Source organism: Bacillus sp. RCC_6_1 (genome assembly GCF_041360755.1).
Lineage (GTDB): Bacteria > Bacillota > Bacilli > Bacillales > Bacillaceae_G > Bacillus_A > Bacillus_A cereus.
The window spans coordinates 12,154-24,573 of the sequence record NZ_JBFUPV010000016.1 but is presented as its reverse complement, the minus strand read 5'-3'; the positions used below and the strand labels follow the sequence as shown (position 1 = coordinate 24,573).

The window sequence follows — 12,420 nt, the reverse complement described above, 5'->3', positions numbered from 1 at the left end:
GTGCCATGGGATATCATAAATAGGCCTCCATTACAATGTAAAACGGGTTACGCTCTATAAAAGCATAACCCGTTTTTAATGAAATATTTCATTCTATATACTTTTCAAATAATGGAGGAAAATAATGAAACATATTGTTGCCTTATTAATTAAATACACAGCTATTACTGCAGTATTACTAATCATACTTGGTATTTTTCAAGACATTTCAATCCCTAGGGTATTATTGATTTCTCTTCTCCTTACAGGAGCTGCTTATTTAATCGGAGATCTCTTTATTTTACCTAAGTACGGAAACATGATTGCTACAATTGCAGATTTTGGCTTAAGCTTTTTTGGAATCTGGTTTCTAACATACCTATTAACTAATTCAGATTTCACTCGTAATATTGGTTTTTCTTCATTTGTAGCTGCTTTGATTATAGGTGGGATAGAAGTTTTCTTCCATATTTATATGAAGAAGGTAGTACTACATGAAGAGGATACATCAAGAGAACATAATCAAATTCACCATGATAACTATGCTATGGAAATGTCAGATGAATATATAGATTCTTCTACAATAAAAAAATCCCAATTTGAGAAATTATCCAATAAAGAAAAATAAAGAAGCGGCCTATGCCACTTCTTTATTTTATATTATGCTTGATCAGAGTTTTTCACATGTAATGGAGGTAAAACTACCCATCCTTTTTTCTTACTTAAACGTAGCAAAGCCACACCTGCCTGTGCTTTTTTCATATGGAATTGTCCAAATAGCATCCCTACATCTTCTCGAAGACATTTTCCCATCACCTGACTACATGTCACAAGCCCTGCTGCTAAACTTGCTGAAACAGCAGCCGCAATTTCCGCATCATTAATGCGTGCCCCAGGAGGAATATCTTCAATTGATGCATTCGGTCTTTCTGGAGGGGCGGGTGGTAAAGCGACCCCATTTACCTTTAAAAGAGTTTTTAATTCTTCTACTTCTAAATTCATATCATTCTCAATTAAATTATCTAAGAATTTCTTCAGCTCTTCATCACCAGTATGATTTATGTATACTTGATATCCGGCAATGGCACCTTGCGCTGTAAGAAGAGCACTCCAAATATCAAAAACTTCTCCGTAATGTAAAGGCTCATTTTGAGGATTTCCACTTAATATACCCATTCTCAAATACCTTCCTTTCAAAAATAACATCATAAAGATGCTTTTCAATATAAGTAACAAACTATGGATTATACTTTTTCGTATAACATTTTGCTTACCATACATGATAAAAGTATTTTCATACCTAATCTTTGAAAGTAAAACAAAATACTCAAAGATTATTACTGAAATTTATCCACAATCTTTGAGTACAAATGTAATTATTATAAGGGTTTACTTTAGTGTTCTAATGTTCAATTGATATGAATAACTGTAATCACTTAGTTTGAAATGAAATTAACGAATAATTCCACCGCCAAGTTGTTGTTCTGCTAAAGCTACAAGACGTTTCGTAATTTCACCACCAACAGAACCATTTGCACGAGAAGTTGTATCTGCACCAAGTTGTACACCAAACTCTTGTGCAATCTCATACTTCATTTGATCAATTGCATTTTCAGCACCTTGAACTAATAATTCATTACGGCTTTTACTATTATTTTTTGCCATATCGTTTCACCTCCTATGGTTTTAATATGCTATGAATCACAGAAAAATATATATTCCATTTTATGGCAATTAATTTTCGAAGGATAAGTTCTAGTTTTAACCTCATAATATGGCAGAGGGAAATAGGAGAAAGAATGATTGATTCCTTTCATAACGGAACTTGTTTACTTTGATTACTTCACTCCTATCTCCCTTTGTAACAAAAAAGAAGAGGCGTGAAAACCTTGGAGGAAAAAGTAAAAGGCGTTCATGAAATAAATGAATTACACGAAATGTTAACTTTTAAAAACGTTTGTATGAAGAAATCTGCTGTAATGGCCAGTGTCGCCCAAGATCCAGCTTTAAAGAATCTTTTACAACAAGATATTAAGACGATTTTTATGAGCATTTCGTATAAGTGTGATTTAACTGATTAAAGCTATTTTCAAAGAAGACATATCAGCGATAATTTATGTCTATTCTGTATAAGTGTTAGCAAGTTCGTTTGCAAATTTGTTAGCAGTTTTTTTGTATTTCTTCTAAAGACATATTTCCTCATAAATACAATCATTTTTACTAGCATAGTTCCAGATTCTTTCTTTCCTCTTTACATTTAAGTTTAAATAATTTATAAAATTAATCGTATTATAATTGATTAAAATCCCAGCTCCTTTATGAGCTGGATTTTTTATGTAATCATTAATTCGACTGTAAGTCCAAATTATTAGGAATATATTCTTTATATTTGTACATTATAGATTGAGAAAGTATTACTTGTAGTTAGGGTGTTCCAAATGAACTTTAGAAACCCGTTTTCTTTATTACGGAACATTTTTAAAACCATTTTTTCTATGGTAAAAAGTCTTTCAAAAAATTTTTTCAATTTAAGGAGGCATCTTAAAATGGGAGTATTAAGTGGCAATCCCCAAAATGAACCAATGCATTATGGAGAAGTTTTTGCACTTTGGAGTTACCTTGCAGGAGCACAAGGTGCAATTGCTGGTTACCAAGTTCTCGTTAATCATACCGGAGACGAAGACTTAAAAAAATTTTTAGAAAACCTTATAGAAAATGATATCCAATCGGAAGTTGAAGAATTAAAAAACTTGTTGAAATTAAATGGGGTGGCATTACCACCAGCGCCTCCCGAACGCCCAGTTGCATCTATTGAAACAATTCCTCCTGGTGCTCGTATTAATGATGCAGAAATTGCAGCTAAAGTTTCTATGGATCTTGCTGCTGGATTAGTAGCATGTAGTCAGGCTATGGGACAATCTCTTAGAGAAGATGTAGGAATGATGTTTGGACAATTCCATATGAAAAAAGCACAAGCTGGTGTTACTTTACTGAGATTAAATAAGAAAAAAGGTTGGATTATTCCCCCTCCTTTACATGTTCTTCAATCCGATCAAGCATAACATAGAGTAAGCGTTTAGTTTTTGTTAACCGCTTATTTTTATTTACCTATACCGTTAATATTCGGAATTAAATATATTACTGGTGCATTTATCCATATCGTTATGGTTTATATGCTCTAAAACGAATAATGTACAAATTCACTTTTAATTTAATATAATTTTTTTAATCTATACTGCTTAAATTTTAAAAGCTGAATCCAAGACAGGATCCAGCTTTTCTCTTCTTAACAAATAACTAGACTTTATTTTCCATTACATTGTTTATTTACATTAATATTTTTGCAAACGTCAATATTTGTCCAGTCATGATAAATATTTATAGCCTGTACTATAATTAAAACAGTGAATATTCACCTGTAAGAATCACTAGATAAAAAACAAGTTAAACATTTTATAAAATATTTAATTTTACTAGTAAAGCTAATAAAATTTGGAGAAGAATTTGAACATTTACTGCTATGTCTGTATCCGTAGTCGTAACTGTAACATTTCTAGAATTTCTAATAACAGTTTCTTGTTTATTAACTTGTTTAACAGATGACTTTTGAAACAATTCTTGTGCTACACGATCTGCTTTTTCACTATCTGCTATAGAAATACTTATTATAACCACGATAGCTGCTTGTAATGCTGCTTGAATAGATAACGCAGCTTTTGTATCTGTAGTCGTAACTTCTACATCTGCTGAATCAACGATTGTAATAGATTCTTCAGAAATTTGGTACGTTTTACTTTCTTGTGCAGCAGCTTCAGAAACGTTAGCATTTTTAAAAGACGGATGAGGATTTGAAGAATCTAATGCACTCCACTTTTTATTTCCATCTGAATGACATGTTTTGTCCATAAGTTCACCCCCTTTCAATCTAAATAATTATTAACCTGTGATTGTATTTCAGAAACAATACTTTTAATTTGCTGCTTTTTTTCTGGTGATAAATTTTTTAACTTTTCTTCATTTATCCCATGCCTGTTAAAAATATCTGAGAGTAAAAGGTCTATAATTATATTTTTTTGATCCTTATCAAACTTAAAGGAAGAAAATTTATTTAAATCATCCATTTACAATGTTCACTCCTATCAGTTTTCTATAAAAATTTCAATTAACTACCAGCATTTTATGTATTTTTTAAAAATTTGTTTGGACAAGTAACTTAATCTTATATTTTTACTTCTACTTCTTTTTTTAATAAAAAAGAGCTGCCCAACAGGACAGCTTTTTGTTAATCAAACTATTCTTTTGTTTTATTTTTTAATGTACTCGTACCACCAGTCTCTTTCATCCATCCAAGCTGTAATCTTATCAAGCTCGCCATTAGGTAGTACTTCAGTTTGTAAGTACGCTAAACCAGTTAATGGATCAGAGACAACTTTCCCTTTTGTTCCACGCTCATTCATAGCATTTACGACTTCCTGAACCAATGAAATGCCAAACCCACCAGATTTAACGTATTGATAGCCACCATTAGCAACAGATTGTTTTGTTTGTTCCTCTCCTGTAAACCAAGATAACGGTTTACTTCCAATCAATTGGTTCAAATCACACTTACCGATACCTGGTACATTACCTGTCTCTGTGTATTGCCAAATATCGCATGGATAAACTGGCTTGTTACCGCCATAACGAGGGATCCAAACAAAGTCAGATTTTACATTTGCCATACCAAACGGAGCATACATATGATGACCAACGTATAAACCAACTTTCTGAGCACCTAATCGGCGTAGTTCATCAATAAATGCTTGTGTGCCCGCTCTCATATCATTCATTGTTTTTACTTCAACATCTGCAACCCAGACTGTCGCGCTCTTGTCTCCACGGTTCCAGAAGTCACGAGCTTCTATTCGTGCATCATTTTCAGAAACAAATCGACAAAATGCATAGTTACCAAAAGGAATACCGTGTTGCTTCATGGCTTGTACATACCCTTTATACAATGGATCTAAATAATTTGAACCATCTTGTGCACGAGCGATGATGAAATCAATGTATTGCTTTGCTATAGGCCAGTTAATGTCACCATTCCATTTTGAAATATCAATAATTTGTCCCATTACTTAACATCTCCTTTTCTATCTTCTTGTTTTTGTTTACCGCCTAAAATCTCAACTGCATTTGTTAAAGCTTGTGGAAGCGGAATACCTATTCGTCCGGCATTTTCTGAAAGTGAAAGTAATTCATTACCCATGAAGAAGAAAATTGTCGCTTCACGAATAGCACTATTACTTCCTAATGCTGCATCTAATTGGGCTGCCGCTCCAACTAAAAGAAAAAGCATCACCTTTTTGGCGATGCCTTTGAAACCAACTTTACTTTTTAATTCTCCGTTATATCCTGCTGCAATCATGCCAGTTAAATAATCAATAACTACCATCGTTACTAAGATTTTCAATGTTGCATCCCATCCTCCCAAAAAATACCCACAAAAGCCTCCAAATGTGGCTATAAATGCTTTCATTAATATATCAATACGATCCATCTTTCCATCTCCTTATTTATAATAAAAAAGAGAGACGCTTGTCCCTCTCTCAATAAGTACCTTTATTTTAAGATATTAAATCATCCCTTTTAATATTAAACCCAAGACTGACATAGTAATTGCACTAATAATAATTCGTAAAATCCAAGTTGTATTCATGCTAATCTTTTCTAATTGCTTATTAATTGTGGCAATGTCTTTCTGATTAATTGTTGTGCGAGTTTCTAAATTACGAATATCTCGCATAATTTCTTTTTGTTCTGCTTTTAAACTGTCGATTTTTACATATACATCTTCCACTGTATTCACATCCTTTTAAAATCTTAATAAAGCAATCTTTATATAATATGAGACAACCTTACTTATGGTGAATGTATCGCAGAAATTCCAAAACAAAAGCCGTATTTTGTGCAAAATAAAAAACAGCTTATGGCTGCTCCTGCTCTGTTTGTGTGTTATTTTCATTAGTTGATGTTGGCGGTTCTTGTGGAGGATATTCACCTGTAAGTTTAAAATAATCATTTGCACAAATGCGCCTTTTAGCAACTCCTAAGTTCAATTCATATAATTTGGCTCCACAACCACATAACTCACATTTCGTTAAAACTCTAAAGCCAATAGTCCCGTCAGCCATGTCCCTCCATACCTCAACTTTACTTGTATCGTTGGCAATCCCTGCATTATCTAACATGTCAGCAGGTACTTGTATAAAAACTCCTGTTTCTGTTCGTTTTACATCTACTATTCTTCCCATATAAGGAAGCATTTCGCCTTCCTGAAAAGGCATCATATAGTTAATATCCATGTCCAATCCTTCCTCTCTATCCAAGTGCGTTAAATTTCCAACCACTTGGAGTACTCACATAAAAACCCGCTCCAGCATTACCGTCTGTAAAACGAATATGCCCCCATTGTTGGAATCCACCGCCACCTAAGTTAATTCCCTGCATTGCTCGTATATTCCTAAAGATTTTCACTTCTTTTTCAGTACTTATATCAAACGTTTGTCCGTCTGGTGCTAGAGATATATTATTATTCACACCACCTACAGCAAGTGCGTTAAACGGCTGAATGCCATCTGCTCTTTCTGCTGCAGCACGATCCCAATTATACATAGATGCATATTTGCCACTGTATAACGTTACACCACTTACACAAATCGCTGTCCCTTGTCTCATGTCAGCATTTCCAGAACAAACTTTAATAATCAATGCGTGTTCTTGTGGAATATAGTTTGTCGGGACTTTGAAAGTAAAAGAATACCTTCTGATTTCTCCGTAAAATGTAGACGGCTCAGGGAAGTCCATCTTTTGTTCACTCAATATGTCGTAACTAACGTTGTCTCGGAATTTAACGCAACACACGTGTATTCTCGGTTTTCCTGTCTTTCGCACGCCATTTATCATGGCAGTTCTAAAGTGTGCGGATGCTGTATATTCGTTACCAGGATATATACCGTTATTCACGATTGCTTCTGGATAGTTATACATATCTACCCTTGCAGCATTCACCATTTGCTCGTAATCGAATATATGTGTATTCTTTTCTATTACGACATTTCCCCAGGACTTCCAAGTAAGACCGTATCCACCTTCAAACCCATAATAATCTGAATTGCCAATGTTTTTCTTTGTAACACTAGAAAAGTCTGGATCAGCTATTAGGTTTCGTCTTGATACCGCAGTTGTTTTTGTACCCCATTCGTCTTGGAATAGGAAATCTAGCATTTTAACAGTTACACCATCTTTATCAATGGTTATCTTATCACCATCAATTCTAATAAGATTTGTGTCAATGCCTTTTGCTGTTAACCATTTGACCATTGTATCGGCATTAATATTCAGTTTCTCAGCGTCGATTGTAATCTTACCAGGTGACATATTGATAGAAGTAATGATACCGTCTTTTAAAATTTGTGCTAAGATCCCTTCATCTAACACTTCTAACCTAGATTCCGTTTTCTTTACATAGGCATTATAAGTCTCATTTATAAACGTTTCTTGTTTTCCAGAGATGATTGAAACGCCTTTTTCAGTAGCACTAATACTTCTTTCTAATTCAGTTACTTTTTTAGTGTAATCTTCAGTTGCTATCTTATCGGCCACTTCTTCCATGATTTTATCTTTATCTACAATATCAACGGGGTTCTCCATAAATGAAGAAGGTTTATCGCCGATCTGCAACATAGGTTGCGCTGTCCACAGTCTTCCATTTCTACGCAGCCAGTATTGTACTTGTACTTTTTTCGTTCCTTCTACAAGTAGACCAAACACATGATATCTTACCCACATTCCTTGTGTTAACGTAATCTCTTGTCCGTATTGCTTTAATACATTTCCATTTGCATCTAAACATTTCAGCTCCATTTTCGCACCATTATCAATGCTAGACTTATTATCTGTATAAAAGTATGCAGAAAAAACGTAATTCCAACCAGGTCCGGCATTTATAACTTCATGTGAAGCACCTCTGTATACGTCTGCTGTATTTCCCGTGGAGATTGTACGAAGTGTATTACAACCCTTATATAAAACGGTTGTATCTCTTGTTGTGCCTGATTGAAGAATCCAATATTTTGCATCATTCTTCCAAAGAACATTCCGTAATACAGTTTGATTACCGATTCCACCAACATACTCTTCAACATCTTTTATTTCAACTTTTCCTTCCAAAGCTTTTGCAGTAGTTTCCCAACCTGCTTTAGCCTCCTGTAACTGCGTACCTTGTTTAGTTTGTATCTCTTGTAAACTAGTAACTTTTTCTTTAATACCGTCCGCTGTTTTCTCTACAGTAGTCACACGCTCGCTAAAATCGACTTGTGTTTTTTCTACCGTTTTAATATTTTCTTTAATACCATTCACACTTTTTTCAATCTCGGTTGTTTTTTTAGTGAATTCATCATTCGTTACTTGATTTTCTGGAGCTGGTGTCCAATCCTGTGGCTTATTACCTTTATATAAAGCAACCCATTCTACAGTTGCCTTTGTAGCATTATTTGGATAATTATATAAATTTAATCTTCGTTCATTCCCGCTTGTAGTTGCAACAGCTTGGAAAGTTACATAAGTTATTCCGTTAGCATAGACACTTGTTGCATATCCAACATTATTTGAACCACCATTCTGCCAAATTCCAAATTGTTGGCCTTGTGGAACACTTCCTTTAATTACAAAAGTATATTCCTCACCTGCAACAAAATTTTCAGTTAGAGAATATGGATTGATTAGATAATCTGTTTTTTCGTATTTAGTATTTGAATCTAATAACAGATTACGTCCTCCAGCTTTATCGTTATTAACTTTCTTTTCTACGCTCTCCAACTTCTCACTAATCTGGCCAGCTTTTTCTGTAATTTCAGTTGTGGTTTTCTTTAGATTATTAGTTATTTGCTGCACCTCAGAGATTGTCTTTTTCGTACCTTCAGCAGTCTCTACCACTGTATTTAATTTTTCAGTGATTTCACCGTCTTTTTTGGTTAAAGTTTCAATAGATTTGGTAAAACCTTCGTTGGTCTGTTTCATTTCAGAGACAGTTTTGTCAATTTCACCTTGAGAGTTTTCTACATTTTTAATAGTTAGAGAAACTTCCTGAAGATTTTCTGTTACTTCCTTGAATTGTCCATTTGTCTCTTTTTGGGCTTCTTCTACTTTTTTATCTAATTCTTCTTTTGTGGACTGAATATCCTTATTAACCTGTTCAAGTGTTTCTTTTTTGAGAGACTCTACATCGGGTACAACAGATTCCCAAGCTGTACCTGTCCATATTTTTAAGATACCAGGCTTACCATTGCTAATATCACGCCAAAGTGTTTTATAAGGCTTCAGTCCTGTTGTCGGTGGATTCTTAGCTTCAATTATTTCTACCGTGTTATTATTAAGATTCTCTTGAACTTTTTCAGCCAATGTTTTCGCTGCTTCGGATTCTTTCTTAGCATTACTAGCTGTTTCGTTTGCATCTTTCACTAATTTATCTAACTGATTTATCAGCTCTTGTTTATTACCTAATGACCCCAAGATTCGATTGTAAATTTTTCGTAGTTCTTCGTTTGGATCAGTAATTTCGCGATAATCACCAAACACATATTTATCTTGTGTAGGTTCCGTAAAAGATTCATTACCAGCAATTACACGTGCTTCAAGGTATAACTTAGGTGTGAATCCTGTATCTTTGATTCGAATCGTATCGCCCTCATTAATTAGTTCATGTGCTAGTCCGAAAATACGTCCAATCGATTGTGCTTCTACTTCATAAGAAACTGAAGAATTGACACGCTTCTTTAATTCCGTCTTCATCAAAGTCATTAATCGTTGCGGTGTCATATTTTGGTCTTCTGTTTCCGGAGTGTAGAAACCAAATTTATGCTTACCATGTGCATTCCAGCGTTGAAAGGCATCACTATCTGTAATATAAAGAAGCCCGTTATTAATACTCTCAATCGTGATAAGTTTGTCACCTTCGCCCCGTACAAATCCGACTAAGGCGGTACAAATATCCCTGGAATGTTCAATGCGTCTAATGCCTACTAAGTCTTTTCCCAGGGTTACTTCCTTCCCTGTTTCTCTCCCTCGTTTCTTTATCATATCGACGTACCACCCAGTAATTTGAGAACCGGATACTTCAACGCGATATTGGATTTCTAACTCAAACAAAGCCGCGATTTTCTTTAAAAAAGTGAGGGGATCGATGAATTCATCAATAGTCATCGTGTGGAATGAAGAATAATCCGTTATTCCACGTTGCCATTTTGAATCGGTAAGAGCGATATCAATAAACGTATTAACTGTTTCGCCCTCTATACGTTGAGGTTTAATAATCCCATCTTTGGCTATTTGAACCCAGGCACCAGAAGCATGTACAGTGAGCGATCTATCATCAGAGTCTTTTTCTACTTCATTATTGATAACATATGGAACAATGCGACCAACACGCACTTCCTTTAAAACTAAGTTCTGCTGCTGTAAAGTAACTGCATGTAGAGTGCCGTCAAAAGTTTTGAATTCTAACATATCAATGTTATTTTTTATTTCCCAATGACGGTTATCAGCCCAGTAGTCCTTTGGTTGAATAGCTGATATAATCTGATCTGTTTTGAAATCAACAACATGAAGTATTCCGCTTGGTGTTCTCATCTGAATCGCTCCCTGTACTTGACCCTTGCTGTTCCGATATCAGAAGGCATAATCTCAAGTTTATTAGTGCCTCTATTGATAACAGGGAAATTACTGAAAATGTCCTTAATGTTAATCGCATTCTTTCCTTCAATTGTTACATGACTATTTTCTGTGTCGATCACGACTTTATCACCAACATCTACTATATAAGGCGGTGTATTTTTCGTATTTAAATTCACTTTCCAAAACTTCAAATCACTAACTGACATCGCTTCTACTGGTGGAACGTCTTGAAACTGCATGATGCTAATCTGAATTTGTGCTGCTTTTTCCATATGATAGTTTTTTTCATCCGTCCAACGTGCAAATCGTTCTGAATCATCTTTTTCTGTACCTGGAAGGAATTTTGAAATATACGCTTCCCATACATTTCCTGTCCTAGCTATCCACAATCGACCAAAATACTGATTCCATGTATTCGGATAATCGCCACTCTCATAAATTAAACCTGTTTTCCCTGGCTTATTGTCATATCCAATTACCATTGTCCCGAAATTTTGTTCAGCTTGCCAAAAGAGATCGTTCATAGCAATTTTTGAAAGTACCTTGCTATTTTCATCCAGTATCGCTATCTCAACTCGTCCCATTTCATTGATTTTTTTACTCTTACATGTAACGTAGGCTTGCATAATAAAGTCTTGTACTGGACCGCCAGGGATACTCTTTTTAACGGCTGCGCCGTGCCAACCTTTACCCGCAGTACCAAAATCAGAACAATAGAATTGGTATTTATCTGATTTCATTTCACCTACTGGTTCACCATCTTCCGTCGAGCTGACCTTACTCCACCCTACAGTGGTAGCCATTTCATCCCATATAAGCCTTTGATTTCTTTCTACAGGTGTTTCCACAGTTTTTAACGGCATTCCGATACGAAAATAATCCCGATCATTTAAAGATGTCTCGCCAAACCATACGTCTAGAAAAGTATTTGGTTTTGTAATATCAATCTCAATGATAGGATTAGAATGAACCGTTCCTTTATTTTGAACACTCGCAACTAACCCACTAACATCTTTTTTAAAGTCAACCATTTGCTCTTTTCCTAACTTATATGGCATTGGACAAATGAAAGTTAAAGTACCTTCACCTAGATCAACTAACTGGTCTAAATCTAAAGTTTCATCTACGACAGCTAAAAACGTACGATCTTTTTCATCATCAAAAATAAGCTCGCACGGTTGATCCGTAACGAGCCAATCTGCTATTTCTTCTTTTAGTTTTTCAGCTTCTTCAGCTGAATCATATAATAGTGCAATAGGAACTAAAATCTTTCTCATTTTAGTTTGTGTGCGTAGTAACCTACCTCCTGGATAATGCGAGACTTCAAGAAACATACGATCCAAAGGAGCCCATGCAGGGCGCTTTTTACCCTGCAGTGGAATTACATTTGGATTCCTTTTCCCGTTAAAACTAATTCCAGTCATATCATCACCTACCTAAAAAACTTTCAATCTTTCTTTCTCGTTTTCTTGAAACTTGCTAACATCTGAGTAGATTTCCTTCGCTACTTCTCTGCCGTTTAAATTAACTTGCAAAATAGTTGGGCCTTGTGATGCATATTGTTGTGCTCCAGCTTGTTGAGTAAATGGTAGCGACCCTATTATTCCGTTAGCAATTGCATCGAAGGTTCGTTTGCGAAGAGGTAAAACTGTTTCATCGTATCCTCTCGCGTCACCACATTTGTTATGTTAAGGCTCTTTATCCTTAACTCTCCAGTTTTCACTGGAG

Annotated in this window: 13 protein-coding genes; 3 read left to right on the top strand and 10 right to left on the bottom strand. The window is 35.0% G+C overall.

Features of this window, described 5'->3' with window-relative positions:
- Positions 1–124 precede the first annotated feature (124 nt).
- Positions 125–607 carry a YndM family protein gene (locus AB6801_RS27060; RefSeq protein ID WP_193409010.1) on the top strand — a complete coding sequence of 161 codons (483 nt, stop codon included), beginning with the start codon at positions 125–127 and terminating at the stop codon, positions 605–607.
- 32 nt (positions 608–639) lie between these two features.
- Here AB6801_RS27060 and AB6801_RS27055 read toward each other — a convergent pair whose 3' ends face one another.
- Positions 640–1,155, bottom strand: a complete 516-nt coding sequence (locus tag AB6801_RS27055; RefSeq protein ID WP_370941249.1) for a DUF3231 family protein — start codon at positions 1,153–1,155, stop codon at positions 640–642.
- A gap of 276 nt (positions 1,156–1,431) precedes the next feature.
- Positions 1,432–1,644: an alpha/beta-type small acid-soluble spore protein gene (locus AB6801_RS27050; RefSeq protein WP_370941248.1), complete on the bottom strand. Its 213-nt coding sequence runs from the start codon at positions 1,642–1,644 to the stop codon at positions 1,432–1,434.
- Positions 1,645–1,868: 224 nt separating this feature from the next.
- Between AB6801_RS27050 and AB6801_RS27045 the strand changes: the two genes are divergently transcribed.
- Both AB6801_RS27045 and AB6801_RS27040 read left to right on the top strand, forming a co-directional pair.
- Positions 1,869–2,060 carry a spore coat protein gene (locus AB6801_RS27045; protein WP_370941247.1) on the top strand — a complete coding sequence of 64 codons (192 nt, stop codon included), beginning with the start codon at positions 1,869–1,871 and terminating at the stop codon, positions 2,058–2,060.
- A gap of 465 nt (positions 2,061–2,525) precedes the next feature.
- Positions 2,526–3,041 carry a DUF3231 family protein gene (locus tag AB6801_RS27040; RefSeq protein WP_048560573.1) on the top strand — a complete coding sequence of 172 codons (516 nt, stop codon included), beginning with the start codon at positions 2,526–2,528 and terminating at the stop codon, positions 3,039–3,041.
- A gap of 391 nt (positions 3,042–3,432) precedes the next feature.
- On the opposite strand, the gene AB6801_RS27035 is transcribed toward AB6801_RS27040, so the two are convergent.
- The 8 genes from AB6801_RS27035 to AB6801_RS27000 all read right to left on the bottom strand — a co-directional run bounded on the left by AB6801_RS27035 (position 3,433) and on the right by AB6801_RS27000 (position 12,116).
- Positions 3,433–3,885, bottom strand: coding sequence for a spore coat protein (locus AB6801_RS27035; RefSeq protein ID WP_098281121.1), 453 nt, complete (start codon positions 3,883–3,885; stop codon positions 3,433–3,435).
- Between the two features lie 14 nt (positions 3,886–3,899).
- Positions 3,900–4,100, bottom strand: coding sequence for a spore coat protein W (locus AB6801_RS27030; RefSeq protein ID WP_000342253.1), 201 nt, complete (start codon positions 4,098–4,100; stop codon positions 3,900–3,902).
- 183 nt (positions 4,101–4,283) lie between these two features.
- Positions 4,284–5,093 carry a GH25 family lysozyme gene (locus AB6801_RS27025; protein WP_370941246.1) on the bottom strand — a complete coding sequence of 270 codons (810 nt, stop codon included), beginning with the start codon at positions 5,091–5,093 and terminating at the stop codon, positions 4,284–4,286.
- Positions 5,093–5,518, bottom strand: a complete 426-nt coding sequence (locus AB6801_RS27020) for a phage holin family protein (RefSeq protein WP_098992154.1) — start codon at positions 5,516–5,518, stop codon at positions 5,093–5,095. The genes AB6801_RS27025 and AB6801_RS27020 overlap by 1 nt, the downstream gene beginning before the upstream one ends.
- A gap of 75 nt (positions 5,519–5,593) precedes the next feature.
- Positions 5,594–5,818, bottom strand: coding sequence for a hypothetical protein (locus AB6801_RS27015; protein ID WP_087947554.1), 225 nt, complete (start codon positions 5,816–5,818; stop codon positions 5,594–5,596).
- A gap of 127 nt (positions 5,819–5,945) precedes the next feature.
- Positions 5,946–6,323, bottom strand: a complete 378-nt coding sequence (locus AB6801_RS27010; protein ID WP_000354139.1) for a hypothetical protein — start codon at positions 6,321–6,323, stop codon at positions 5,946–5,948.
- A gap of 16 nt (positions 6,324–6,339) precedes the next feature.
- Positions 6,340–10,647: a phage tail spike protein gene (locus AB6801_RS27005; protein ID WP_370941245.1), complete on the bottom strand. Its 4,308-nt coding sequence runs from the start codon at positions 10,645–10,647 to the stop codon at positions 6,340–6,342.
- Entirely contained in the window at positions 10,644–12,116 is a 1,473-nt protein-coding gene (locus tag AB6801_RS27000) for a distal tail protein Dit (protein ID WP_370941244.1), read from the bottom strand. The genes AB6801_RS27005 and AB6801_RS27000 overlap by 4 nt, the downstream gene beginning before the upstream one ends.
- Positions 12,117–12,420 lie beyond the last annotated feature (304 nt).